General features: G+C 50.2%; 29 protein-coding genes and 1 tRNA gene. 26 read left to right on the top strand and 4 right to left on the bottom strand.

The window, feature by feature from the left end; all coding sequences use genetic code 11:
• The first annotated feature begins 24 nt into the window (after positions 1–24).
• From ACOTZP_RS21625 to dinB, 8 genes are all read left to right on the top strand, one after another.
• Entirely contained in the window at positions 25–1,368 is a 1,344-nt protein-coding gene (locus ACOTZP_RS21625; protein WP_063149355.1) for a Na(+)-translocating NADH-quinone reductase subunit A, read from the top strand.
• A gap of 2 nt (positions 1,369–1,370) precedes the next feature.
• Positions 1,371–2,606, top strand: a complete 1,236-nt coding sequence (locus ACOTZP_RS21620) for an NADH:ubiquinone reductase (Na(+)-transporting) subunit B (protein ID WP_022647143.1) — start codon at positions 1,371–1,373, stop codon at positions 2,604–2,606.
• Positions 2,599–3,393, top strand: coding sequence for a Na(+)-translocating NADH-quinone reductase subunit C (locus ACOTZP_RS21615; RefSeq protein ID WP_022647144.1), 795 nt, complete (start codon positions 2,599–2,601; stop codon positions 3,391–3,393). Before ACOTZP_RS21620 ends, ACOTZP_RS21615 begins: the two co-directional genes overlap by 8 nt.
• Positions 3,386–4,024, top strand: coding sequence for an NADH:ubiquinone reductase (Na(+)-transporting) subunit D (locus ACOTZP_RS21610; protein ID WP_003863219.1), 639 nt, complete (start codon positions 3,386–3,388; stop codon positions 4,022–4,024). Before ACOTZP_RS21615 ends, ACOTZP_RS21610 begins: the two co-directional genes overlap by 8 nt.
• Before the next feature lie 6 nt (positions 4,025–4,030).
• Positions 4,031–4,627, top strand: a complete 597-nt coding sequence (gene nqrE, locus ACOTZP_RS21605; RefSeq protein ID WP_271075078.1) for an NADH:ubiquinone reductase (Na(+)-transporting) subunit E — start codon at positions 4,031–4,033, stop codon at positions 4,625–4,627.
• Between the two features lie 10 nt (positions 4,628–4,637).
• Positions 4,638–5,861, top strand: coding sequence for an NADH:ubiquinone reductase (Na(+)-transporting) subunit F (nqrF, locus tag ACOTZP_RS21600; protein ID WP_006810003.1), 1,224 nt, complete (start codon positions 4,638–4,640; stop codon positions 5,859–5,861).
• Positions 5,862–5,863: 2 nt separating this feature from the next.
• Positions 5,864–6,064: a (Na+)-NQR maturation NqrM gene (gene nqrM / locus ACOTZP_RS21595; RefSeq protein ID WP_003863212.1), complete on the top strand. Its 201-nt coding sequence runs from the start codon at positions 5,864–5,866 to the stop codon at positions 6,062–6,064.
• Positions 6,065–6,171: 107 nt separating this feature from the next.
• Positions 6,172–7,230, top strand: a complete 1,059-nt coding sequence (dinB, locus tag ACOTZP_RS21590) for a DNA polymerase IV (RefSeq protein WP_022647146.1) — start codon at positions 6,172–6,174, stop codon at positions 7,228–7,230.
• Positions 7,231–7,285: 55 nt separating this feature from the next.
• Here the strand turns inward: dinB and pepD are convergent, their stop codons facing one another.
• Positions 7,286–8,743 carry a cytosol nonspecific dipeptidase gene (pepD, locus tag ACOTZP_RS21585; protein WP_032676430.1) on the bottom strand — a complete coding sequence of 486 codons (1,458 nt, stop codon included), beginning with the start codon at positions 8,741–8,743 and terminating at the stop codon, positions 7,286–7,288.
• A gap of 258 nt (positions 8,744–9,001) precedes the next feature.
• Between pepD and gpt the strand changes: the two genes are divergently transcribed.
• The 3 genes from gpt to crl all read left to right on the top strand — a co-directional run bounded on the left by gpt (position 9,002) and on the right by crl (position 11,267).
• The gene (gene gpt, locus ACOTZP_RS21580; protein WP_003863205.1) at positions 9,002–9,460 is read left to right on the top strand and encodes a xanthine phosphoribosyltransferase; all 459 of its coding nucleotides are present in this window, start codon (positions 9,002–9,004) and stop codon (positions 9,458–9,460) included.
• A gap of 104 nt (positions 9,461–9,564) precedes the next feature.
• Entirely contained in the window at positions 9,565–10,809 is a 1,245-nt protein-coding gene (frsA, locus tag ACOTZP_RS21575; protein ID WP_023305490.1) for an esterase FrsA, read from the top strand.
• 56 nt (positions 10,810–10,865) lie between these two features.
• A complete protein-coding gene (gene crl / locus ACOTZP_RS21570; protein ID WP_022647149.1) occupies positions 10,866–11,267 on the top strand; it encodes a sigma factor-binding protein Crl in 402 nt (133 codons plus the stop codon).
• A gap of 131 nt (positions 11,268–11,398) precedes the next feature.
• Here crl and phoE read toward each other — a convergent pair whose 3' ends face one another.
• A complete protein-coding gene (gene phoE / locus ACOTZP_RS21565; protein WP_271075079.1) occupies positions 11,399–12,451 on the bottom strand; it encodes a phosphoporin PhoE in 1,053 nt (350 codons plus the stop codon).
• Positions 12,452–12,756: 305 nt separating this feature from the next.
• Here phoE and proB point away from each other — a divergent pair, with 305 nt between their 5' ends.
• From proB to ACOTZP_RS21540, 5 genes are all read left to right on the top strand, one after another.
• Entirely contained in the window at positions 12,757–13,860 is a 1,104-nt protein-coding gene (proB, locus tag ACOTZP_RS21560; protein ID WP_126504231.1) for a glutamate 5-kinase, read from the top strand.
• An 11-nt stretch (positions 13,861–13,871) separates the two neighbouring features.
• Positions 13,872–15,125 (top strand): glutamate-5-semialdehyde dehydrogenase, encoded by a 1,254-nt coding sequence (gene proA / locus ACOTZP_RS21555; protein ID WP_022647151.1) that lies wholly within the window; start codon positions 13,872–13,874, stop codon positions 15,123–15,125.
• A 111-nt stretch (positions 15,126–15,236) separates the two neighbouring features.
• A tRNA-Thr gene (locus tag ACOTZP_RS21550) sits at positions 15,237–15,312 on the top strand.
• A gap of 580 nt (positions 15,313–15,892) precedes the next feature.
• Complete coding sequence (locus tag ACOTZP_RS21545; protein WP_023303150.1) at positions 15,893–16,051, top strand: hypothetical protein; 159 nt, start codon at positions 15,893–15,895, stop codon at positions 16,049–16,051.
• Positions 16,052–16,208: 157 nt separating this feature from the next.
• The gene (locus ACOTZP_RS21540) at positions 16,209–16,451 is read left to right on the top strand and encodes a hypothetical protein (RefSeq protein WP_023303151.1); all 243 of its coding nucleotides are present in this window, start codon (positions 16,209–16,211) and stop codon (positions 16,449–16,451) included.
• A gap of 21 nt (positions 16,452–16,472) precedes the next feature.
• Here the strand turns inward: ACOTZP_RS21540 and yecR are convergent, their stop codons facing one another.
• Entirely contained in the window at positions 16,473–16,646 is a 174-nt protein-coding gene (gene yecR, locus ACOTZP_RS21535; protein WP_229692708.1) for a YecR family lipoprotein, read from the bottom strand.
• A 277-nt stretch (positions 16,647–16,923) separates the two neighbouring features.
• Between yecR and ACOTZP_RS21530 the strand changes: the two genes are divergently transcribed.
• The gene (locus ACOTZP_RS21530) at positions 16,924–17,295 is read left to right on the top strand and encodes a hypothetical protein (protein ID WP_023303152.1); all 372 of its coding nucleotides are present in this window, start codon (positions 16,924–16,926) and stop codon (positions 17,293–17,295) included.
• Positions 17,296–17,382: 87 nt separating this feature from the next.
• On the opposite strand, the gene ACOTZP_RS21525 is transcribed toward ACOTZP_RS21530, so the two are convergent.
• A complete protein-coding gene (locus ACOTZP_RS21525) occupies positions 17,383–17,943 on the bottom strand; it encodes a tyrosine-type recombinase/integrase (protein ID WP_023303153.1) in 561 nt (186 codons plus the stop codon).
• Between the two features lie 1,537 nt (positions 17,944–19,480).
• On the opposite strand from ACOTZP_RS21525, the gene ACOTZP_RS21520 reads away from it, so the two are divergent.
• From ACOTZP_RS21520 to ACOTZP_RS21480, 9 genes are all read left to right on the top strand, one after another.
• The gene (locus ACOTZP_RS21520) at positions 19,481–19,657 is read left to right on the top strand and encodes a hypothetical protein (RefSeq protein WP_013098603.1); all 177 of its coding nucleotides are present in this window, start codon (positions 19,481–19,483) and stop codon (positions 19,655–19,657) included.
• Positions 19,654–19,812 (top strand): hypothetical protein, encoded by a 159-nt coding sequence (locus ACOTZP_RS21515; protein ID WP_045898209.1) that lies wholly within the window; start codon positions 19,654–19,656, stop codon positions 19,810–19,812. The genes ACOTZP_RS21520 and ACOTZP_RS21515 overlap by 4 nt, the downstream gene beginning before the upstream one ends.
• Positions 19,778–21,235 carry a hypothetical protein gene (locus tag ACOTZP_RS21510; protein ID WP_271086625.1) on the top strand — a complete coding sequence of 486 codons (1,458 nt, stop codon included), beginning with the start codon at positions 19,778–19,780 and terminating at the stop codon, positions 21,233–21,235. Before ACOTZP_RS21515 ends, ACOTZP_RS21510 begins: the two co-directional genes overlap by 35 nt.
• Before the next feature lie 406 nt (positions 21,236–21,641).
• Positions 21,642–22,037: a hypothetical protein gene (locus ACOTZP_RS21505; protein WP_271075028.1), complete on the top strand. Its 396-nt coding sequence runs from the start codon at positions 21,642–21,644 to the stop codon at positions 22,035–22,037.
• Positions 22,027–22,365 carry a hypothetical protein gene (locus ACOTZP_RS21500; RefSeq protein ID WP_271075027.1) on the top strand — a complete coding sequence of 113 codons (339 nt, stop codon included), beginning with the start codon at positions 22,027–22,029 and terminating at the stop codon, positions 22,363–22,365. Before ACOTZP_RS21505 ends, ACOTZP_RS21500 begins: the two co-directional genes overlap by 11 nt.
• 652 nt (positions 22,366–23,017) lie before the next feature.
• Positions 23,018–23,245, top strand: coding sequence for a hypothetical protein (locus ACOTZP_RS21495; RefSeq protein ID WP_253161899.1), 228 nt, complete (start codon positions 23,018–23,020; stop codon positions 23,243–23,245).
• 4 nt (positions 23,246–23,249) lie between these two features.
• On the top strand, positions 23,250–23,627 hold the full coding sequence (locus tag ACOTZP_RS21490; RefSeq protein WP_040117153.1) for a hypothetical protein: 378 nt from the start codon (positions 23,250–23,252) through the stop codon (positions 23,625–23,627).
• Between the two features lie 18 nt (positions 23,628–23,645).
• Entirely contained in the window at positions 23,646–24,683 is a 1,038-nt protein-coding gene (locus ACOTZP_RS21485) for a major capsid protein E (protein ID WP_271075026.1), read from the top strand.
• A gap of 329 nt (positions 24,684–25,012) precedes the next feature.
• On the top strand, positions 25,013–25,957 hold the full coding sequence (locus tag ACOTZP_RS21480) for a hypothetical protein (protein ID WP_421633781.1): 945 nt from the start codon (positions 25,013–25,015) through the stop codon (positions 25,955–25,957).
• Positions 25,958–26,033: the final 76 nt, after the last annotated feature.

Raw genomic sequence — 26,033 nt, 5'->3', positions numbered from 1 at the left:
TGTTCATGGATACCTGCTAACCACATGTTTAGAATCAGAAAAGGACTCGATCTGCCAATCTCTGGCGTGCCTGAACAGCACGTAACGACCGGCGCCAGTATTCATCATGTCGCTATTGTGGGTGATGATTACGTGGGCATGCGCCCCGCGATGCTTGTACAGGAAGGCGATCGTGTAATAAAAGGCCAGGCACTCTTCGAGGATAAAAAAAATCCTGGCGTTATGTTTACAGCCCCTGCCAGCGGTACCGTCGTCGCCATCCATCGTGGTGAGCGTCGCGTCCTGCAGTCGGTTGTCATTCAAATTGAAGGTGACGAAAAACGCGAGTTTGCGCGTTTTGACGCCGCCGATCTCGCTACCCTCAGCCACGACGCGGTGCAGACGCAACTGCTGGAGTCAGGACTGTGGACGGCGCTTCGCACGCGTCCCTATAGCAAAACGCCCGTACCTGGCACTGTGCCAGCCGCTATCTTCGTTACGGCCATCGACACCAACCCGCTCAGCGCGGATCCGCAGCCTCTTATCCTGGCGGAACGCAAAGCTTTCGATGCCGGCCTCACCGTGTTAACGCGCCTGACGCCGGGCAAAGTGCATGTCTGCCAGGCCAGCGGCGGTAAGCTGGGCGGGCATCCTCAAGGGCAGGTCGCCTTTAATGAATTTGCCGGCCCGCATCCGGCCGGACTGGTGGGAACGCATATTCATTTCCTGGAGCCGGTAAGCCTGACGAAACAGGTCTGGCATCTTAATTATCAGGACGTGATCGCTATCGGTAAGCTCTTCACCAGGGGTGAGCTGTGCGCAGAACGCATTATTGCCATCGGCGGCCCTCAGGCAACCCAACCGCGTCTGGTTCGCACGCTGCTTGGGGCAGACCTGACGGCGCTGTTGGCTGGCGAAACGAAAGAGGGTGAGAACCGCATTATTTCCGGCTCGGTGCTGAGCGGCAGACACGCGACAGGCCCGATGGCCTGGCTGGGTCGTTTCCATCTTCAGGTGAGCGTGGTGCTTGAAGGGCGCGAGAAAGAACTGTTCGGCTGGGTGCTGCCTGGCGCAGAAAAATACTCGGTAACCCGTACCACGCTCGGCCACTTTTTGCGTCGTAAGCTGTTTAACTTCTCCACCAGCACCAACGGCGGTGAGCGCGCCATGGTCCCGATTGGCAACTACGAACGCGTGATGCCGCTGGATATTCTGCCCACTGTGCTGCTGCGCGATCTGCTGGCCGGCGATACCGACGGTGCCCAGGCGCTGGGCTGTCTGGAGCTGGACGAAGAAGATCTGGCGCTGTGTACCTATGTGTGTCCAGGTAAATACGAATATGGACCCGTATTGCGCGAGGTGTTAACCCGCATTGAGCAGGAAGGATAACCATGGGCTTAAAACACCTCTTTGAAAAAATTGAGCCGCACTTTACCGAAGGGAAGCTCAAAAAGTACTACCCGCTGTATGAAGCGACAACGACCATTTTCTACACGCCGGGTCTGGTGACGAAAGGCGCGGCGCACGTTCGCGACGCCATCGACCTCAAGCGAATGATGATTCTGGTCTGGTTTGCGGTCTTCCCGGCCATGTTCTGGGGGATGTATAACGTTGGGTTGCAGACTATTCCGGCGCTGCACCATATGTACGATGCAGAGCAGCTGGCGCAGGTGATTCAGTCTGACTGGCACTATCGTCTGGCGCAGTCGCTGGGGGTGAGCTTTGCGGCAGATGCAGGCTGGATCAGCATGATGACGCTGGGCGCTGTCTTCTTCCTCCCCATCTATATGACTGTCTTTATTGTGGGCGGTTTCTGGGAGGTTCTGTTCGCTATTATTCGCAAACATGAGATAAACGAAGGCTTCTTTGTTACCTCTATTCTGTTTGCGCTGATTGTTCCGCCAACGCTGCCGCTCTGGCAGGCGGCGATGGGGATCAGCTTTGGCGTGGTGATTGCCAAGGAGATCTTCGGCGGGACCGGACGCAACTTCCTCAACCCGGCACTGGCAGGGCGCGCGTTCCTGTTCTTTGCTTATCCGGCGCAAATCTCGGGCGACCTGGTGTGGACGGCAGCAGACGGATTCTCCGGCGCGACGCCACTTTCACAGTGGGCGGCTGGCGGCGGCGAAACGCTGGTTAACAATGCAACCGGACAGCCTGTCACCTGGTTTGATGCGTTTATTGGCAATATTCCAGGCTCCATCGGTGAAGTGTCTACCCTGATGATTTTGATCGGCGGAGCCATCATCCTCTTTGGCCGCGTGGCGTCCTGGCGCATTGTCGCTGGCGTCATGCTTGGGATGGTCCTCACCGCCACGCTTTTCAATTTCATTGGTTCAGACACTAACCCGATGTTCTCCATGCCGTGGTACTGGCACCTCGTGCTGGGAGGCTTTGCGTTTGGCATGATGTTCATGGCCACCGATCCCGTCTCGGCTTCGTTTACCGACAGAGGAAAATGGTGCTACGGCGCGCTCATTGGGGTGATGTGTGTACTGATTCGCGTGGTCAACCCGGCCTATCCGGAAGGGATGATGTTGGCCATTCTGTTTGCCAATCTGTTTGCGCCGCTGTTCGACTACCTGGTCGTGCGCGCCAACATTAAGCGGAGGAAGGCGCGTGGCTGAGATCAAAAATAACGACAGTATCAGCAAAACGCTGCTGGTGGTGCTGGTACTGTGTCTGGTCTGTTCCATTGTCGTGGCCGGTTCTGCCGTTGGGTTGAAACCGCTACAGCAGGAGCAACGTGCGCTGGATAAACAGCGTAACATCCTTGCCGTTGCCGGGCTGATGCAGGAAGGCATGACGAAGGATGACGTCGCAGCGGTGTTTGCCGAACGCATTACCGCACGGCTGGTGGATTTAAAAACCGGGGAGTTAATGGATAAAGACCCGGCGAAATATAACCAGGCGCTGGCGCTAAAAGATCCGCAGATGAGCACCATGCTTGACGCCTCGCAGGATCCGGCAGGCATTAAGCGCCGCAGCAATGTCGCGGAGATTTACCTCGTCCGCGACGAGCAAAAGCGCATCCAGGAAATCGTGTTGCCCATCTATGGCAACGGTTTATGGTCAATGATGTACGCCTTTGTGGCGCTGGATACCGATGGCCGTACGGTCAAAGGCATTACATATTACGATCAGGGCGAAACACCAGGGCTGGGGGGCGAAGTTGAGAACCCTAACTGGCGGGCACAGTTTGTCGGTAAAAAAGTGCTCGATGATAACGGCCAGCCTGCGCTGAAGGTGGTGAAAGGAGGAGCGCGTCCCGGTGATGAATTTGCCGTTGATGGCCTTTCCGGCGCCACGCTCACCTCTAATGGGGTGCAGCACAGCTTTGATTTCTGGATGGGTGAACTGGGCTTTGGTCCCTTCCTGAAGAATGTACGTGAAGGAGCGCTGAACAATGGCTGATACGGGTGAACTGAAAGAAGTTAAAAAGGTGCTGATTGGCCCACTTTTAGCCAATAACCCGATAACGCTTCAGGTGCTGGGCGTATGCTCGGCTCTGGCGGTAACCACCAAGCTGGAAACGGCGGTGGTCATGACGCTGGCGGTAACGCTGGTGACAGCGTTTTCCAGCATGTTTATCTCAATGATCCGCCACCACATACCCAACAGCGTGAGGATCATTGTCCAGATGGCGATCATCGCCTCGCTGGTGATCGTGGTTGATCAGCTTCTGCGCGCCTTCGCTTATGAAACCTCGAAGCAGCTTTCGGTGTTTGTCGGCCTGATTATCACCAACTGTATCGTGATGGGGCGCGCTGAAGCCTATGCGATGAAAATGCCGCCACTGGCGAGCTTTATGGACGGTATAGGCAACGGGCTGGGTTACGGTGTGATCCTGTTGACGGTTGGTTTCCTGCGCGAACTTATTGGCAGCGGCAAACTGTTTGGCATTCCGGTGCTGGATACGGTACAGAACGGCGGCTGGTATCTGCCGAACGGCCTGTTCCTGCTGGCACCAAGCGCATTTTTCATTATCGGTTTGCTGATCTGGCTGATTCGTACGCTGAAGCCTGAACAGCAGGAAAAGGAGTAACCGACGATGGCTCATTACTTGAGTTTATTTGTGCGCGCGGTGTTTGTTGAAAACATGGCGCTCGCTTTCTTCCTGGGCATGTGTACGTTCCTTGCTGTTTCTAAGAAGGTATCGACGGCATTCGGTCTGGGTGTGGCGGTCACTGTTGTGCTGGGGCTTTCCGTTCCGATTAACAACCTGGTGTTCAACTTCGTGCTTCGCGATGGCGCGCTGGTGGAGGGCGTTGATCTTAGCTTCCTGAACTTCATCACCTTTATCGGGGTGATTGCGGCGCTTGTTCAGATCCTGGAGATGATCTTCGATAAATACTTCCCGTCGCTGTACAACGCACTGGGGATCTTCCTGCCGCTAATCGCGGTGAACTGCGCCATTTTCGGCGGCGTCTCATTTATGGTTCAGCGCGATTACAACTTCAGTGAATCGGTTGTGTATGGTTTCGGTTCCGGTATCGGCTGGATGCTGGCGATTGTCACCATGGCGGGGATCCGTGAAAAAATGAAATATGCCAACGTACCTGCGGGGCTTCGTGGCTTAGGGATCACCTTTATCACCACCGGCCTGATGGCGTTGGGCTTTATGTCCTTCTCCGGTGTGCAGCTATAAGGGCTAAAAGATGGAAATTATTCTTGGCGTGGTGATGTTCACGCTGATAGTACTGGTGCTGTCAGGGCTGATCCTGGCGGCGCGTGCGAAGCTGGTGAATTCCGGGGATGTGATCATTGATATCAATGACGATCCGCAGAATCAGATCCGTACCCCGGCAGGGGATAAGCTGCTTAATACGCTCTCCGGCAACGGGATTTTTGTCTCGTCTGCCTGTGGCGGCGGTGGCTCCTGTGGACAATGCCGTGTGAAGGTGAAAGAGGGTGGCGGGGATATTCTGCCAACAGAACTGTCGCATATCACGAAGCGTGAAGCTAAAGAGGGCTGCCGTCTGGCGTGTCAGGTCGCTGTGCGCCAGAACATGAAGATTGAGCTGCCGGAGGAGATCTTCGGCGTGAAAAAATGGGAGTGCGAAGTTATCTCTAACGATAATAAAGCCACGTTCATTAAAGAGCTCAAGCTGCGCGTTCCTGAAGGGGAGAGCGTCCCGTTCCGTGCGGGTGGGTATATTCAGATTGATTGTCCGGCACACACCGTGGCGTATGCTGACTTCGACGTGCCCGAGGAGTACCGGGCCGACTGGGATAAATTTAACCTCTTCCGCTTTGTTTCCGAAGTAAAAGAGCCCGCGCTTCGCGCTTATTCCATGGCTAACTACCCGGAAGAGAAGGGCATTATTATGCTCAACGTGCGTATCGCCACGCCGCCGCCGAATGTGCCTGATGCACCCCCTGGCGTCATGTCGTCCTATATCTGGTCCCTCAAGCCTGGTGACAAAGTGACGATTTCCGGCCCGTTCGGCGAATTCTTTGCCAAAGACACCGACGCGGAAATGGTCTTTATCGGCGGCGGTGCGGGTATGGCGCCGATGCGTTCACATATCTTTGACCAGCTCAAACGCCTTGGCAGCAAGCGCAAGATTAGCTTCTGGTACGGGGCGCGTTCACTGCGCGAAATGTTCTATGACGATGAGTTTGAACAACTGGCACGTGATAACCCTAACTTTACCTTCCATGTGGCGTTATCCGATCCGCAGCCGGAAGATAACTGGACAGGTTATACGGGCTTCATCCACAACGTGCTGTATGAAAATTACCTCAAACAGCACCCGGCACCGGAAGATTGCGAGTTTTATATGTGTGGCCCGCCAATGATGAACGCTGCCGTGATTAAGATGCTAAAAGATCTTGGCGTGGAAGATGAGAACATCATGCTCGATGATTTCGGAGGCTGATTATGCTGACCTTTCTGGCGACCTTTGCGGTGTTTGTACTGGTGATATTCGGGATGTCCTTAGGCTGGATCATCAAGCGTAAAAGCATCCAGGGCAGCTGTGGAGGTATATCTTCCATCGGAATGGAAAAAGTGTGCGATTGTCCGGAACCGTGCGATGCGCGAAAAAAACGGATGGCTCGCGAGCAGCAACGCATTATTTAGTTTTGTATGTCTGGTAAGGCAACGCCGCCACCCGACAATTCCCACGCATACTTCTCAACCCTCATTTGTTTACTGTATACTTATCCAGTAATGAGTGAGGGCTTACTATGCGCAAAATAATCCATGTCGATATGGACTGCTTTTTTGCCGCAGTGGAGATGCGTGACAACCCGGCGCTGCGGGATATTCCCATCGCCATTGGCGGCAGCCGGGTTCAGCGCGGTGTCATCAGCACCGCCAACTATCCTGCTCGCAAATACGGTGTGCGCAGCGCCATGCCGACAGCGATGGCGCTGAAACTGTGCCCGCATCTCACTCTTTTGCCCGGACGTTTTGATGCCTATAAAGAAGCATCGAACCACATTCGGGAGATCTTCTCCCGCTACACCTCTCTGATTGAACCGTTATCGCTGGATGAAGCCTATCTGGATGTCACCCACAGCGTGCACTGCCACGGCTCCGCCACCCTGATGGCGCAGGAGATCCGCCAGACTATTTTTAACGAGCTGAACCTGACGGCATCGGCAGGCGTCGCGCCGATAAAATTTCTCGCCAAAATCGCCTCCGATTTAAATAAGCCCAACGGCCAGTACGTCATCACCCCGGAAGAGGTTCCGGCGTTTTTAAAGACGCTGCCGCTCAGCAAAATCCCCGGTGTGGGTAAAGTCTCCGCCGCGAAGCTGGAAAATATGGGGCTACGCACCTGTGAAGACGTTCAGCGCAGCGATCTGGCGCTGCTGCTTAAGCGTTTTGGTAAGTTTGGCCGCGTACTGTGGGAACGCAGTCAGGGCATTGATGACCGGGATGTGAACAACGAACGGCTGCGTAAATCGGTCGGCGTTGAACGCACGCTGAGCGAAGATATCCATGACTGGGCAGAGTGTGAAACCATTATTACGGAACAACTCTATCCTGAGCTTGAACGACGCTTACTGAAGGTCAAACCAGATCTGCTTATTGCCCGGCAGGGCATCAAACTGAAATTTAACGATTTTCAGCAGACGACGCAGGAACACGTCTGGCCACGCCTCAACAAAGAGGATCTTATTGCGACGGCAAAAAAGGCATGGGAAGAGCGGCGGGGCGGACGAGGGGTAAGGCTGGTGGGGCTGCACGTCACATTGCTGGATCCGCAGCTGGAGCGTCAGCTGGTGCTGGGACTGTAGATTAGGCTAATCGTAGGCCCGGTAAGCGAAGCGCCACCGGGCATCAAACGGCTTATTACTTAACAGGGATTGCTTTCAGCAGCTCAGTCAGCAGCGTCCAGTAGTGACCGACACTTTCAATGTGAACCTGCTCATCCGGGGAGTGTGGCCCCGTGATGGTCGGCCCGATGGAGACCATGTCCATATCCGGATACGGTTTCTTGAACAGACCACATTCCAGACCCGCGTGAATAACCTGAATGTTCGGGGTGCTGTTGAACAGTCTCTGATAAGTTTCACGCACCAGTGCCATGACCGGAGAACTTGCATCCGGCTGCCAGCCCGGGTAGCTGCCTTTTGCAGACGTTTTCGCGCCCGCCAGGGTACCCAGAGATTCCAGCATGCTCACAACGTACTCTTTACCGCTGTCGATCAGGGAACGGATCAGGCAAATGATCTCTGCGCTGTCGTCGCCCATGGTCACTACGCCCACGTTCAGGGAGGTTTCAACCACGCCTTTTGCAACGTCAGAATTGCGGATCACGCCGTTTGGCGTTGCGTTCAGCAACTGGACGAACGTGTCACGAGACTGTGCGGTCAGCGCGGCTTTATCCGTTGTAACGGACTCCAGTACCACCGTCAGGTTTTTCTCTTTCTCAGACAGCTCGTTTTTCAGGATATCCAGATACAGGCTGGAGAGGTTTTTCAGCTCTTCCGCTTTCGCCGCAGGCACCGCCACGGTCGCGAAGGCTTCGCGAGGGATCGCGTTACGCAGAGTGCCGCCGTTGAAGTCCACCAGACGCAGATCCAGTTCAGCGGCATGGCCCGCCAGGAAACGCGCCAGCAGTTTGTTGGCGTTGCCCAGGCCCAGGTGAATATCACCGCCGGAGTGACCGCCTTTCAGCCCTTTCAGCGTCAGCTTAAAGGTCTCGAAACCGGCAGGAATCGCTTCGCGGGACAGCGGCAGGGTAGAGATGAAATCGATCCCGCCCGCGCAGCCCATGTAGATCTCACCTTCTTCTTCGGAGTCGGTGTTGATCAGAATGTCCGCTTGCAGCCAGTTTGCCTGGAGACCGAACGCGCCATCCATGCCCGCTTCTTCAGTCATGGTCAGCAGCACTTCCAGCGGACCGTGCTCCACGCTGTCGTCAGCCAGCACGGCCAGCGCGGAAGCCATACCAATACCGTTATCTGCGCCCAGGGTCGTGCCGCGCGCCTTCACCCACTCACCGTCGATGTACGGCTGAATCGGGTCTTTTGTGAAGTCGTGAACGGTGTCGTTGTTTTTCTGCGGAACCATGTCCAGGTGCGCCTGCAATACCACTGGCTTACGGTTTTCCATACCTGCGGTGGCAGGTTTGCGGATGAGAATATTGCCAACCTGGTCACGCTCAGCGTGCAGACCTTTTTCCTTTGCCCAGCCCATAATATGTTCGGCAAGCTGTTCTTCGTGATAGGAAGGGTGCGGAATAGAGCAGATTTTGGCAAAAATATCCCACAGCGGCTGTGGAGATAATTGAGACAGTTCAGACACGATAGGTCTCCTTGTCGTTGCGCTGCAAAACAATGTTGCAGGTCACTGGGTTAGCAGGTTAATCGTTACCACAAGACGGGCTTGCGAGATGCATCTGAGAATACCACTTTCTCCCGTGGCTGGTAGCATTAAGCATGTAAAAACTCAGGCTCATGGCGCGTAACACTGGTTTTTAGTGCGTCAGATCTCTATAATCTCGCGCAACCTGGTTCACCCTCATTTTTTTAAGCCGTATATAAACAGGCTGGGACACTTCACATGAGCGAAAAATACGTCGTCACCTGGGACATGTTGCAGATTCACGCACGCAAACTGGCTGCGCGTCTGATGCCTTCCGAACAGTGGAAAGGCATTATTGCCGTCAGCCGTGGCGGTCTGGTACCGGGGGCGCTGCTGGCACGTGAGCTGGGTATTCGTCATGTCGATACCGTATGTATCTCCAGCTATGACCACGATAACCAGCGTGAGCTGAAAGTGCTGAAGCGCGCGGAAGGCGACGGTGAAGGCTTTATCGTTATCGACGATCTGGTGGACACCGGCGGTACCGCTGTGGCTATCCGCGAAATGTATCCAAAAGCGCACTTCGTCACTATCTTCGCGAAACCAGCGGGTCGTCCCCTGGTTGATGATTACGTCATTGATATCCCTCAGGATACCTGGATTGAACAGCCATGGGATATGGGCGTGGTCTTCGTACCGCCTATCTCTGGACGTTAATTTCAGTACGTAACTTTACACGCCCGGTTATGCCGGGCGTTGTTCTTTTTGGCCTGCCACGCGTTACAATGGTCTCCAAGTGATGTATCCATGGAGGCAACGCAATGGCGCAGGCGAATCTCACCGAAACTCTTTTCAAACCCCGTTTCAAGCACCCTGAAACCTCGACGCTGGTGCGTCGGTTTAATCCGGGGACCATGCCTGCTGTACAGTCAGCGTTAGATGGTAAAAACGTGCCCCACTGGTACCGCATGATTAATCGCCTGATGTGGATCTGGCGCGGTATCGACCCGCGCGAAATCCTCGACGTGCAGGCGCGTATCGTGATGAGTGAGTCTGAGCGCACCGACAGCGATCTCTACGACACGGTGGTGGGCTACCGTGGCGGGAACTGGATCTACGAATGGTCAAAGCAGGCCATGCTCTGGCAGCAAAAAGCGAGCCAGGAAGAAGATGCCACTCTCAGCGGCAAACACTGGCTGCATGCGGCAAACCTTTACAGCATCGCTGCATACCCGCATCTGAAAGGAGACGAACTGGCGGAGCAGGCCCAGGCGCTGGCAAACCGGGCTTATGAAGAGGCCGCCCAGCGGCTGCCTGGCCGGATGCGTGAAATTGAGTTCGCCATTCCCGGCGGTAGCCCGGTGACTGGATTCCTGCATATGCCGGAGGGGGAAGGCCCGTTCCCGACGGTTCTGATGTGCGGCGGCCTGGATTCGTTACAAATTGATTATTACAGCCTGTATGAGCGCTACTTTGCCCCAAACGGGATCGCCATGCTGACGCTCGATATGCCATCAATTGGTTTTTCATCCAAATGGAAACTTACGCAAGACTCCAGCCTGCTGCACCAGCATGCATTAAAAGCGCTGGAGAATATCCCCTGGGTTGACCATACCCGGGTAGGTGCGTTTGGCTTCCGCTTTGGCGCTAACGTCGCGGTACGGCTGGCCTACCTTGAATCTTCCCGCCTGAAGGCCGTCGCCTGTCTTGGTCCGGTAGTGCATGCACTGCTAAGCGAGCCTGCGCGTCAGGGTAGCGTTCCTGAAATGTATCTGGACGTTCTGGCGAGCCGACTTGGCATGCATGATGCTTCAGATGAAGCGTTGCGCATTGAACTTAATCGGTATTCATTAAAAACGCAGGGCTTGCTGGGCCGCCGTTGCCCAACCCCGATGATGTCCGGTTTCTGGAAGAACGATCCATTTAGCCCGGAAGAGGAGTCACGCTTAATCACCTCGTCATCTTCGGATGGCAAATTGCTGGAGGTACCCTTCAGCCCGGTGTACCAGAATTTTGACAAAGCGCTTAAAGAGATCACACGCTGGATCACGCAGAGATTGTGTTAATAGTTTGCTAAATTTCGTTGGTTTGGTAAAACAGTGCTTCACAAAAGGAGATCGCAATGACGTTACCGAGTGGACACCCGAAAAGTAGACTGATTAAGAAGTTCATGGCTCTTGGCCCGTATATTCGAGAAGAGCAGTGTGAAGAGAATCGCTTTTTTTTCGACTGCCTGGCTGTTTGCGTCAACGTGAAGCCTGCACCCGAAAAACGTGAGTTCTGGGGCTGGTGGATGGAAATGGAAGCACAGGAAAACCGTTTTACCTATAGCTATCAGTTTGGCCTGTTTAATAAAGACGGGCACTGGCAGGCGACGAGCATCAAAGATCAGGAAGTGATCGATCGCCTGGAGCATACGCTAAAAGAATTTCACGGCAGAGCTCGCGACCTGCTGGCAACGCTGGATCTGAAGCTGGAGCCTGCGGACGATTTTTCCAGCGAAGCGGTGAAACTGAGAGCCTGATGATGTCACAGCGCCGGGTGGCGGCTACGCCTTACCCGGCCTAAAAACGTATTACTCCCCAGGTCCGGTAAGCACAGCGTCACCGGGCACAAAAAAACCGGCTCAGCGCCGGTTTTTTTATTACCACAACATCAGAACTGGTAGGTCATGCCCAGCGCAACGATATCATCGCTGCTTACGCCCAGTTTATTATCGTCATCGATCTGGTTGATTTTATAATCAACAAACGCAGACATGTTTTTGTTGAAATAATAGGTCGCACCTACATCGATGTATTTCACGATATCTTCATCGCCGATGCCTTCGATATCTTTGCCTTTAGACTGCACGTAACCCAGAGATGGGCGCAGACCAAAGTCAAACTGATATTGCGCAACCACTTCGAAGTTTTGCGCTTTATTTGCAAAGCCACCGGAAATAGGGGCCATATTGCGGGTTTCAGAATAGAGAGTGGCCAGATATATATCGTTGGCATCATATTTCAGACCGGTCGCCCAGCCTTCTGCTTTTTTACCTTCGCCGCGTGCCTGAAGGTTTTGCTCATTGGTGCGATCGGAGTTGGCATACGCACCAATCACAGAGAAATCGCTGCCGCCGAAGTCATAGCTCAGGGAGGTACCGAAGCCGTCACCGTTTTGCTTCTTCACGTCGCGGTTTTCATTTTTACCCTGATATTGCAGGGTCATATTAAGACCGTCAACCATGCCAAAGAAATCGGTATTACGGTATGTGGCCAGACCGGAAGCGCGTTTCGTCATGAAGTTATCGGTCTGCGCCAGGCCGTCACCGCCGAACTCCGGGAACATATCGGTGTATGCGGCGACGTCATACAGCGCACCCAGATTACGACCGTAATCAAAAGAACCAAAATCTTTCAGTTTAATACCCGCAAATGCCAGGCGCGTTTTTTGAGAAGAATCGCTTTCTGCTTTGTTACCCGCGAACTCTGCTTCCCAACGTCCGTAGCCCGTCAGCTGATCGCTAATCTGCGTTTCACCCTTAAAGCCAAAACGAACGTAAGTCTGATCACCATCCTTCGCGTCATCATCACTGAGGTAGTGCATTGCTTTTACTTTGCCGTACACGTCCAGTTTATTACCGTTTTTATTATAAACTTCTGCTGCGTGAACAGATGTGGATGCAACTACGCCCATTACCACTAATGCCAGAGTGCTCTTTTTCATTTTCAATCCTGATTTTATAAAAACGCGCTAATATTCGCTGAGCAATAAGATTCAACTTATTACCCCGTGAAAAACAGGAAGGGTTTTATCGTTAGTGGGTGAACGTTTTATGACAAAGTAAGAATATGTCTAAAAAAGTATGTTTTAATTTTTCGGTAATAAAATTGTCAAAATCTGCCGCTACGCTTCCTGATCCCGCGCAACAAAGTGACGGGTGATGTGCTAAGGCAGTTGGCAACGGGGCTGACACCTGTTAAAACGTCTGACTGACATCATTTTCCCTTATTGTTGAACGGCAGAGAATCATGAGTGACAGCCAGACGCTGGTGGTAAAACTCGGTACCAGTGTGTTAACAGGCGGATCGCGCCGCCTTAATCGTGCCCATATCGTTGAGCTTGTACGTCAGTGCGCTCAGTTGCATGCCGCAGGGCATCGTATTGTGATTGTGACCTCCGGGGCGATTGCCGCCGGGCGTGAACACCTGGGCTACCCCGAGCTCCCCGCGACGATCGCCTCCAAACAGCTGCTGGCCGCCGTAGGACAAAGCCGACTCATACAGCTCTGGGAACAACTGTTCTCCATTTATGGCATTCACGTTGGGCAGATGCTGCTGACGCGTGCGGATATGGAAGACAGGGAACGTTTCCTGAACGCCCGCGATACGCTGCGCGCGCTGCTGGATAACCATATCGTTCCGGTCATCAACGAAAACGACGCTGTTGCCACCGCTGAAATCAAAGTAGGCGACAACGATAACCTCTCTGCGCTGGCGGCGATCCTGGCAGGGGCCGATAAGCTGCTGCTTCTGACCGATCAGCAGGGGCTGTTTACCGCTGACCCGCGTTCCAATCCACAGGCAGAACTGATCAAAGACGTTCACGGCATTGACGATGCGCTGCGTGCCATTGCGGGAGACAGCGTTTCTGGTCTTGGGACAGGCGGTATGGGCACCAAGCTCCAGGCTGCGGACGTGGCGTGCCGGGCCGGTATCGACACCATCATTGCCGCGGGCAGCCGTCCGGGCGTGATAGGTGATGTGATGGAAGGCATCTCTGTGGGCACACGCTTCCACGCCCAGGACTCCCCGCTGGAAAACCGCAAGCGCTGGATCTTTGGCGCGCCCCCGGCTGGTGAATTGACCGTGGATGAAGGCGCGACCGCCGCTATTCTGGAAAGAGGAAGCTCGTTGCTTCCAAAAGGAATTAAAAGCGTGACAGGCAACTTCTCGCGTGGTGAAGTGATCCGAATCCGTAACCTTGAAGGTCGCGACATCGCTCATGGCGTCAGTCGTTATAACAGCGACGCGCTGCGTCGGATTGCGGGTCACCACTCCCAGCAGATCGACGCCATCCTGGGCTATGAATATGGCCCGGTTGCTGTGCATCGCGACGACATGATTATTCGTTAAGGAGCCAGAACATGCTGGAACAAATGGGCGCAGCCGCGAAAGCCGCCTCGTATAAACTGGCGCTCCTTTCCAGCCGCGAGAAAAACCGCGTGCTGGAAAAAATCGCTGATTATCTGGAATCCCAGTCGCAGGAAATTTTGCTCGCCAACGAGCAGGATCTGCTGGAAGCGCGCCGCAACGGCTTGAGCGAAGCGATGCTCGACCGCCTGGCGCTAACCCCGGCGCGTCTGAAAGGTATCGCCGACGACGTCCGTCAGGTGTGCAACCTCGCAGATCCGGTAGGGCAGGTGATTGACGGTGGCGTGCTCGACAGCGGGTTACGTCTGGAGCGTCGCCGTGTGCCGCTCGGCGTTATCGGCGTGATTTATGAAGCGCGTCCAAACGTGACGGTGGATGTTGCCTCCCTGTGCCTGAAAACCGGTAACGCCGCCATTCTGCGCGGCGGGAAAGAGACCTGGCGCACCAACGCCGCGACGGTAAACGTCATTCAGCAGGCGCTGGAAGAGTGCGGCTTACCGGCGGCTGCCGTGCAGGCGATTGAAAGCCCCGACCGCGCGCTGGTCAACGAGATGCTGCGCATGGACAAACACATCGACATGCTCATCCCACGCGGCGGCGCGGGCCTGCACAAGCTGTGCCGTGAGCATTCCACCATTCCGGTCATTACCGGCGGTATCGGCGTATGCCATATCGTGGTGGATGACACCGCGGAGATCGAACCTGCACTGAAGATTATCGTCAACGCTAAAACTCAGCGTCCAAGCACCTGTAATACGGTGGAAACGCTGCTGGTGCATCAGGGCATCGCCAGTACCTTCCTGCCAGCGCTGAGCAAGCAGATGGCGGAAAGTGGCGTCACGCTGCATGCGGACGAGAAGGCTCTCGCCCTGCTGAAAGACGGTCCGGCAAAGGTCGTTCCGGTTAACGCGGAGCAGTACGACGATGAGTATTTGTCGCTGGATCTGAACGTGAAGGTAGTTGCGGATCTCGATGACGCTATTGCGCACATTCGTGAACACGGCACCCAGCATTCTGATGCGATCCTGACGCGCACCCTGCGCAATGCCGATCGGTTTGTGAATGAAGTGGATTCGTCTGCGGTTTACGTGAATGCCTCGACGCGCTTCACCGACGGCGGCCAGTTTGGTCTGGGTGCAGAGGTGGCTGTGAGCACTCAGAAGCTGCATGCCCGCGGTCCGATGGGGCTGGAAGCACTGACCACCTACAAGTGGATCGGCTTCGGTGATGATACCATTCGTGCGTAAATAATCGCGGGTGATGCAAAAATAGCCGTTTGATTCAAAAGGGCATTGACGCATCACCCCGTTAGATCTACTCTTTTGCCCCGTGGTTACGCTCGTAACCGGTCTCTCAGGGCCGATATAGCTCAGTTGGTAGAGCAGCGCATTCGTAATGCGAAGGTCGTAGGTTCGACTCCTATTATCGGCACCATCAACAGAAAATCCCGTAAAAACAGCATTCTTTAGCATGTTTATCTAACGGTTTGTAACTTCTGTTCTAACGTCTGTTAGCACTGGTAAACGCCTTTGCGTTGTATCGGCTCAAGTATTGTACAACGTACTGGCGGGTAGTTACCAGGCTCAAGCCCGAACAGCATTAGAAATTATGCCATCCCTTGAAGCTAAAAGAGTTGCCGGACTCTCTAAACACATCACTTGAACCCTTAGCGATACGTTCCGCGCTTCGTGCGGCGCTCAATGATGCTACACGTCGAGATGACGTTGCAGAGAATAAACAGGCGTAATGTTGGGAAGACTAACCGGATCGGGAAAGAATCCGGCTCTGCCACGGTTTCGATCACCGGAGTATAACGATCACCTGATAAGAGAACGTGCTAAGGCTTTATCCTCCCTGCGAAGGGATTACACCCTGCGGAAGCGCTACGCGCCGCCTTTTCTTATGTGCCCAACACGGCACGTAATGGTCATCCATTATCTGCACCATTGTAACTTTCGTTGTACTGTCTCTCTGCTGTACGTTGAGCGCTGGCAGATTCAGCGGAGGTGATATCATGTCAAAAGCCACGAATAAGGCAGCCACTAAGCGCAACAACCGTAAGATTCACGCTCGTAAATTCCTTGCTACGCCAGAAGGTAAAGCTTGGCTTGCTAAGAAGCAGGAAGAGCGAGAGGAAATCAAGCTGGCGCGAACGGCTAACAACATGTTTTAAGCTACCCATCACGGTGCTAAATGGCTTATATCGTCTAAAATCTATTAGTTGCACAATTTAGTGGGCTCTTTCTTTGGAGACACTCACCTTGACTGGAGAGCAACGAGATTTTGTTGAGTCAATGTATCAGGATAATACTAACAGTAGGGGGATGGTAATGACCAATAAGCAGTTACGTATCCACTATGGGTTTCATGGAAAACATAAAGAGAAAATTATTGAATGGGACGGATGTGATCAAATCAATACCGTGTTGTCAGCGCTTGTTGAAGATTTGAATATACCGACAGCTACTCAGACAGTTAACCTCCTTGAGCATGGCATTGATGATGTGTTCTTCTTTGATGAAGTAAGCAAAAAGTGGGAAGAGATCCCTACAAAATGGTTGGCAAGGGCATAAGGGGGCGATGTCCCCTTTATTTTATTTTTTAATATCGCCAGTACATTGATACTCCATTGAGACCAGTGTTTCCATACATCCGCTTGAGGATGGTTGAGAACAAACTGAAGTATAACCGCCGAAAGGCTCAGCACCAGAATAGCCACATGCAGCGCAACGCTGTGCTGCTGCTTGAGCGCCTTGCTGGACGTTCACTTTAGGGGGGCGAACATCCCGAAAGAATAACTCGTTTTTACAGTCCCATCAGACTTGCTACCACCAGTTAGAACCTGTTGTTTCTATACAGCACACCCAGACAGAAGCAGAGAAGAAGCTAACAACATCAATAAACTTTTACGCATCAAGGATCATCCCTACCAAGAGTTTTTGTGTTAAGTTGTTGCGGTAAGATTGCTAACTTAAAATATAGCCTCAAAAACTTTAAGAGTTTTCTTAATGATTTCTGTCTGATTCTTGAAAGAAGGAATAATAGTTGCTGCGCGTGATAATGTTAATTGTTTCTATCTTGGCATTACCTGAAACATTAGGTTGCTCTTTTATTGTGTTCTTGTTTGTGAATAACTGGTTAAGTAAACAGGAGGCGATTGCCATCGCGCGTATTATTGCCGTCGAGATGCGTTCATCTGGTTATATAGATAGTTTCGAACTTCGTGTGAGCAGATTTGGGGCGAAGAAGTTTTTTAGTATGTTTGGGGAGTTTTACCTCAACCAATTTGATCCCGACACACGAGAGAGAAAGTATCAGGGGGATGTATCTCTGCAAGGTGTGGGTAATGTGTACTGTGAGTTCACTTATGATCACTACAAGTTTACCAAGTGCACCCTCACTGCTGGTGTGTTCTGATTGCTTTCCAAATGCTCTGGTGCGCCTTGCGTTAACCTTTCAGTCTCATGAGCGCCAGCGGCAGTACAATCAAGCGTTTCATATTGCTCACTCCCAAATGTTTGCAAGGGCAGCGCCCACGCTCTTAACGTCAATTTTCAAATAGTTCATGGTGACTTTGGGATCTGAGTGGTTCAGCGCTTTCATTGCTAAAGCCAAATTCCCGTTAGACTTCTCCCACACCTGTGTGGCAGAAAACTTGCGAAAAGAATGGCATCCTACTGTTCCTTTGATCCCCACATTCTCCGCAGCCTGTTTGATCTCACGGTTCACCTGTTCACGGCTGACAGGGGCTTTTCCTGATGCACGATTGCTGTGTGACGTAAAAACATATTCGTCTTTCGGGAATGCCTGGCGGCGACGTTCTACAATCTCCCACACCTTCGCAGGGACGATGATTTCTTTCTTCTTGCACGTCTTACTCTCCAGCACTTCCAGCGTATTTCCTTCCTTGAACTGGGTGAACTTTAAATTCACCGTATCCCCGACACGTAAGCATAAAGAGGCCATTGTTACCGCTACGTCTGCGAATAGCTGTTTGTTATGACTTTCAAGCCAGTTAATCAGCTTAAAAGCCTCTGCCTGGGTGATTATCTTCGTGGTCGCCATCTGCTTATCTCCGTAAATCTTGAAACTGTGAAATAAGATTATGATCATTTTCAGCAAGTTACAACTATTCAATCTCACATTTTTTTGACGGAGTGGTGGAAGGTTGCGCCATTTCCAGCACTACTGAACGCGAAAAAGCACGGACTCCTGTTTGAAATTCGAACAATTTCGGAATATCTTGAACAAAATCATAATGTTGGCAAGTCTAAACAGATGTTTGAACGTTGCCAAATCCTGGCGAGGCTATGCACGGTTTATGCAGATTCATTGCATACCAGAGAGGCGAAGGGCGAAGATAAAGCGTAGCGTATCAAATAAATCAATAGGTTAGGTATTCTATCTCACATTTCTACAGAACCTTGAGGTAGAGAGATTGCACGGTAAATGAGATTTATTCTCACCTGAATATGATTGCATCAGGAAATGATTAGAATGCTAACTAATTGGCGGGTTTCGGCATGGATAATCGATATTCAAATAAATTTGATAAAACATAAAAAGTCTTTAAGCACATTGCACCTACCATGAAAGTGTACATTGTGGACAATGATCGCTGTGAGCCGCACGGCGCAAGGCTTTCGTATAAGTGATGAAAGATACTTTGAAAGTGAGAAAGGCGCTCAGAGAGCGTTACAGGCTGGTTATTTAGGATGGAATAAGCATCGCTATACCTGGTATTTAGAATGTATTTAGCGTGGGATTTTTCCGGCGCTATGGAGGCGAGTATTCGCGATTAACACGTAATCATGAGTGAAACGAGGGATGTAGGGTTAATTCTCCATAAAGTGGACTGTACAATTTGGTATGCGCTGATCACGCGCATGAAAGATAGCTATACAGGAAAGTAACCTCTACTGAAAGTTATTGTTGAGAAGAGATTTTTCCTGTATAGAAACTTGTCATGTTCGCTTCACTCACTGACACAAACCAACTACTAACTACCCTTAATTAAATTAAGGTTATTAATTATCTCTCTTATGTTCTCGTATTCCTCGAACATACATCATTGTGCAGGATGATCATGAGCAGATACTTTTTCATGCGACATTCACCCGCTGATCGCTGGTTCATTGTGAGCCTATACTTTCCGAAGGTATCAAAATAAATGTAAAAGGGCTTATCATTTAAAATGATACCCCCTCTTACGTGATACCCTCGTAATCAGCTTGATTGTGCAGATGGCGCAGCCATAAGATCGGCTCACTCGCATGAAGAGCCGGAAATGATGCCAATCGTAGAAGCATTCTCTCAGGTTGGCAAAACTACCATAAAAACCTGTTGACTTCCACTAACTAATGTTGCTATAAAGCACATTATGTCATTGACATTTAGCAAGGTATTGAAATAGATCAATAAATGTCTTGACAAAACGTTCGTTTGTATGTTATAGTTAGGTATGTTCTGAAGAAACAGAACAACAATTCACTCTACAGATTTCCTTTTAAGCCTCCTCCTGGGCATTCGGTGAGGGGGCTTTTCTGCGTCTGTAGCTCACCGACAAGGTGAGTCCCCACAATGAATAAGGAGACAATCTTCTATGAAGTATTTCAGCAGTGACCAGGTGTTTTATGAACTGGTGAGTGGTAAAGCCACAAGAGATTTAATCTACGCATCTATGTACGTAGCCAGAAAACGAAAGTATTTCGAACGTGAACAGATGTTTAAAGAAGCACTATCCCGTTTTGATGAATTTAAGAAGGATTCCAAAGAATGAAGATTAACTTCACCCCTGAAACTTACGAGGCTTTGATCAATCGGGCTAATCGTGAAAATAAAGCCGCCGCCGCACTGGTGAGCGAATTAATAACAACAGTCCTTAACAAAGAGGAAACCAATGAACCAAAGAAGAAAAGTAATAACCTACGTTGATGCAATTTGCGGATCTGGAAAGTCCACCACGTTACAGCACTACATCAAATCAAGTTTATTAACAAACTCCGAAGCAATTCCCCCTCGTTATCTTCTCGTGATGCCAACACATGAATTATGTGGACAGGTGAGGGAAGAACTAAAAGACAGACGGGTGAAGAGTTTCCATGTGGACACCGAAACAGAAGCGGTAAATCTCCTCATTTCCACCCTGGAATACGATTTCCAGCATTCGGTGATTATCTGCACACATCAATGTTTCATTCATTACTGCTATCGCGCAGCGCTTGAAACGGAACTTCAAAACCTTCTCCGTAGTTTCACTATCTTTGTTGATGAAATCCCTGATGCAATGTTTGGCGCTTACATCAAAGTGCAGCATACAGATCGGACGGAAGAAAATTTCCCATTCCTAAAGTGGCTGGAAGAGCGCGACGGATTGTTATTCCTGCGTGAGGATTGCCAAACGGATTTTTATAAATACTGGCATGAAAAACAGGCGAGTGGTCAGGATTTAAAGCGCCTACTTTGGGCGATTATGCAAGGTGCTGGACTTCTCTACGAAGAAAATAAACACCTGTTTGCTTTCACTGCATCACCAATTATCAGATCTGTAGAATGGGCTGAACAATTTACACTCTTAGGTGCTGGCTCTTCTCGGAGCTTGTTTGTCTGGGCTGCTGAACATCTGGCGAAATACGAAGTAGAGGAAGCTGGTGAACATTTACAACCACCAGAGGAGCGCCGTAAACATAAACGTGTGCCGATCTCTCTGGTCGCCGTATGTGAAAACAGATGCACCTTGACAGCATTACAGAAGGTGTTTCAGGAGCATCTACAGGAAATTATCCAGCGCGTGCCTGGTGAATTTATCTTCGCTACCAACAGAGATAAATCCCTGTGTCAGTTTACTACGATAGGGGATGAAATTCTTACCGATGCTTCCCGTGGTATCCGTGTTTCAATGGCTTCCTATGGCCTGAACCATTACCAGCACATACATAATGCAGCGTTTCTTGGTTGCAGTAATCTTGATAAAGATTTCCAAGGTAAATGGCGGCAGTATGCGGAGCTTAACGGCTGGAATGTTGAAGAATTTGAACAGAAGCAACGCTCCGCGATGAATTATGAAAGGTGCTACCAGTTTATTAGCCGTACATCTATTCGTAATGCTGACACTGATCACTGTCTGGTGTTCGTAGTGCCAGATCTGGCAACTGCTGAATACATCAAAGAGCATTATTTCCCTGGAGCAAAGATTGAATGTCTGAAATTTGGGAAAGTGAGAAAGAAACGCGATACAACGAGAGGCGACAACACCCGTGCCGAAGTGCAGAAACATAAAGCCAATGGGCTTACTCAGAAACAAACTCAAGAAGTTATGAATGTTGGAATAGCAACAATCAAACGAAAGTGGAACTAATCAGGAGGCCTAATTGATACAATACATAAAATTGAACAACACAAACCAGATACAGATCAACGATAGCGGGAATGGTGTTTATCATGCGCTTATCTGGTTCTGGAAAGGAAGGAAGACCAAAATTTCTTACGGAGAGCTATCTGATAAATCCGGTGTAAGTGATAACGGGATCAGATTCTGGCTTCGTGCGCTGCGCAACATTGGTGTGATTGAGATAGATGATGAAAGTAGCTATTTATCATTCACGCTGAAACACATCGAACGAGACAATGTAGAATTTATCTACTCTAATTTCTAAAACACACAATAGGGAAACTTTTATGATAACTGCTTTATGGTGGTTCACCATATTCTATGGCGTTCACGTTATGACAAGACAAGGAGTTTCCCCCTCTACGAGGAATGAATGGGAATAAGAAAACGTAACGTAGTTACAAAATTTGAACGAAACGCACAATCATTATTACGAACATCTGATTTTCAAAATCTATCTCGCCTTTCGAAGGAATACAATTCTGTTCCTGGTGAATGGCAAACAACAATAATTGAAGAGAATAGCCCTGCAATGTCTCCTGACGAGATGGGCGCATTACAGGATATTCTCAATAGCTGCCCTGGTGCATTCTGGAAACCCAGGAAGATGAAAATCTTTAATGTGGATTCTTCAAATCTCCACAAATGGCAAATTCTTAATTTCTCCTCATACGAACATTATTGCGGCTGGCTTTCGGTTAATCACCTTAACAATTTAACCCGCGACTTTGACACCCTATTTGATACCAAGGAACATTATGACTCTTAACACTATGAACACCGTGAACACCCTAATTAACTCTTTCCACGATATTTGGCATTTACCAGCCATGCAGCTTGTTAATAAGGCGTGGCGTGAGAGAACGCCCTCCGCGCTCCTGGAGGCGGTGCAATACACTGAACAGGCAATCACTGCCCTTGAACACTGGTATGCTGCTGTAGAGCACCTGGTGCAGATGAACGGGGATACCGTCACCGTGGATCAGGCGTGGCGCATTGCCAATGATATGGAGGAATTCGCCTTGGCTATGCAACACATCACCGTTGAACTCGGAGAGCTTGCTATCCAGATCGCGGAAGAATGCGCTATAACATAAAAGTTACGAAATGTCTTGACATATTGTGCCATTTGTGTCAAAATAGAGTTGTAGGGTGAGTATTCGAATCACTCACCCTCGTATAACAATACGCACTCCCTGAGAATGCCGTTTCCCATAGCGGCACTCTCTCCATCTGAATTTTCTCTCTGAAAGCTGGTTGTATTCCTTTGTTGTGTTTAGTTCCAAAGGGTGGCGCGGGCGTTCCCACTTGTGTCGGGTGGTAACGGACAATCACCGCGCACATTCTCTTTCAGAGAGCAAATTCTTTGCTCTAAACCTTATAACCCCGTTAGGATTATAAGTAGTCAGACTGAATAAATGCCGTCAGTGGTAGTTACGTTCAGGCTGGCAATCTCTTATTACTATTCCAGTGGTGATATTGAGATTCCATTCCCACTTCTCGCCATGACAGAAGGGCTTCTGTTTTGAAGTGGGAGCAATGACGGGCGATCCTTCTTCTGTTATTCATAACAGTTGCGCCCTTCATTTTTTTAAAGAAACCATTCTTTAACATCATAATCCTCCGAAACGAAAATGACGTTAAACAATGCTTTCTAACAAGGGCATACTCTCCAGGGGCTTTATCGCCCCTTTTTAATCTTCTGCGCTTTATGCGTAACGAAATAGTTAATACAACGAAGGAAATCTCATGTTCCTTATGAATTATGATCGTGTGATTACACACAAAGGTGCATCTCTTGTTCTGTCTGAAAAGATGATGAAACAAGCGGCGAATGTATTAGGCGTAAGTGTTGAAGAGATTCGACAGGCTACAGAAAAATTCTGGCCTACCGCCACCATCACCAAATCAAAAGAAGGTTCTCACCCATCATCAGGGCTTGAGAAAAAATTAAAACTATTAGCTAAAGGAAAATAACCGAATGCAATTTGGAACATTTCAAACTCTGAACGGGAATAACAGCCACGCCCGTTATAAAGTAGTGGCTTACGCATCTGATGCAATTATGCAGGATAAGCTGATCCGTGTGGAATCCGGTATTCCTGCCGATCTTATTGTTGGCGATCTTGTAGACGCTACAGGCGCGAAAGCTGCCGCCCCTGGTGACATTGCGTATGTTGTCGTAGAACCTGCACGCGCTGGCGATAAAGCGTTTATTGTAGCTTCTCCAGAACATACTATTTTAGCCCTGGTTGGTGTTGAATTTGGAAGCCTGGATAAATCTCTGGCTCAAGCACAATTAGCAACTCTTGGCTTTACTTTCACTGACTACGACACCGTAGCGCTACGCACAACCTAATCAAGGAAAATAATAAGAATGGCTTATTCAGATCTATTTTCTGGCAACATGTACGATTTTGCCAGCCCGTTTACATTCTCTACTCAACTAAACCAGATTGTAACTAATCTTGGGTTATTCCGTGTTGAACATCACGACGTAAACTCTATCGCTCTTGAGAAAATCACCGATGTGAAAAATCTCGTTGCACCTGAAAAGATGCCTTACGCCCAAAGCGATTGGAACAGTGCAGAACGTCCAGAATTCAGCAATGTGCTGTATCAGCTTAAATATACTAACTCCCTTAACTCTGTCACCTCTCGTGACCTTGAGCAATATAAAGCGCGTGGAACAGTAGACACAGCTGATCAAATTACCCTCGCTATCAACGATTTTAGCGACGCACAGTATGCACAGGTGAGTAACACGGTAGAGGTTGACCTTGTAGAGGCGCTGTTAGGGCTTCGTGTGCAGTCACAATACGCCGGACAGGGCAATTTAGATTTCCTTGCTGGCGAAGCTAAAACCACATACACGATGGACATTAGCGCAGACGCTAACGTATTCCAGCAACTAAGCGAGATTGGACGAATCCAGAATGTGAAACTGGGATCAGGGCTGGCACAGGCTAAACAAGGTGCGGTGATCCTGGCCTCCGGTAAAGCAGCTGTAGCGCTACGCTATCACCCGTCCGTGAAAGACTTCATGGTGTATACGCTGCCGCTGGAATCTGGTGATAACTTCTACACCCGCACTAAAGGGGCAAACCCTGCTTTTGAAACCTGGACGCTAAACGGCGTAACCGTGATCGATGTGACAGGCTATAGCCTAATCACTGACAAAATCGGGGTTGATGGCTTCGTTAGTTTGCCAACCATGAAACCTGAATCAAATGCCTACGTCCTGCATAGCGGTGTCGGCGTTCGCCACGCCACACAGGGCAAAGGTGCAGAGCTATATCACCAGTATGTCGTAGTAGATCAGCGTTGGGGCTTCCCTGAGATAGCGACAGAATGTAGTTATCTGCCAATTGTGAATATTCCACAAGCGATCATCTTCGGTAGCATCTCAGAATAACGAGCGATAGACGGTAGCTCTTCACGTCTGAAATATCAGAAGAGCTTTTAAATGGGCGTGTGAACGTTGGGAACTAAGAGAGCGCAAATCTCCCCAGTGTTCCCGCCCTTTTTTATTTCCAGAATGAGGAAAGATAAAATTGGAAATTATCCTAAAGAGTCGAGGCCTACATTTACAACTTAATGATACAAGTGCAGAGCAAATACTCAATTTAGCAGCCGTATCGAGAGCGCTTGATGTGAGTCATTCACATTTAAGACAACTTATTTTCAGAGGAATGAGTGTATCTGATGCACTCAATTACCTGGTAAGTAAAAAAGGCGGTGGCGATGCTTGAAATAAATACGGCACGTATCGTAAATACCATAGAGTTTAAAGTTTCGAAGGAAGACATTGCACAGGCCAAAAAAGCCGCCGATGATCTGCAACGTCATTTCCAGAAAATCGCCAACCCTAAGATTCGTTTTCAGGCTCAAAAGCAACGTAGACAGAAAGCGCGTGAACAGGTGGCAGATGCTAAAGCGGCTACACCAAAGACTTCTAACGACCTGAAGCAACAGCGCATTGCTGAGAAAGCGGCGAAAGCGCAAGCCAGGGAAGCGGCGAAGATAGCCAAACGAAACGAGACAGCCGATCTCAAGTTTCGTAGTGCTAATCTCCAGATGAAAGGCATAGCTGGGAAGTACGGCGTTGACCCACTAAAGCAACTGGAATTTGCTCGCTTCGCCAAACAACAGACCGAGCTATTCCGCAACGGTCAGATCAGTAGTCAGAAGATGAACTATGAACTTCGTGAAAGAATCGCCCTTATGCGCCGTGAGGCGGCTCTTCAAGCGAAAGTGACGGCATCCACACAAGCACAGGCGGCAGCAATCAGACATGCTAAGAAAACCGACTATGCAGGGGCTGCAAAGGGTATTAAAGAAAAAGGTATCAGCGGCATTATCGGCGGCGGTTCTGGGTTAATCGGGGCTACTGCTGCATTAGCTGGCGGGGCAGGAGTCTTGTCTCGTATCAAGCAGCAAGGGAATGAAAACCTTGATCTGGTGAGAAAATCGGCCCTTGTTAAGACTAATCCTAACGTAGTTAAAACGATGGTGGCGTGGGGGCAGCAACACGGAGTTGATAGCGCCAATGTCGATAAGGTGACGGACAACTTCAAAGATGTGCGTGAACGTATCGCTATGACCCTGAACGATAGCCAGTTTAAAAATGGCGAATGGAAAGGCGGCGATGGTGGTATCTGTAGTGGTTTACTGAATTTGGCCACCTGAACAGAGGTGATATGCTCATCTCAGAACATTACAGGTGCCTCAATGAAAAAAAGAAATTTCAGCGCAGAGTTTAAAC

It is taken from the genome of Enterobacter cloacae complex sp. SYL001 (assembly GCF_049237025.1).
GTDB classification, from domain to species: Bacteria; Pseudomonadota; Gammaproteobacteria; order Enterobacterales; family Enterobacteriaceae; genus Enterobacter; species Enterobacter intestinihominis.
The sequence above is the reverse complement of the archived record's forward strand: the minus strand, read 5'-3'. Positions and strand labels throughout refer to the sequence as shown.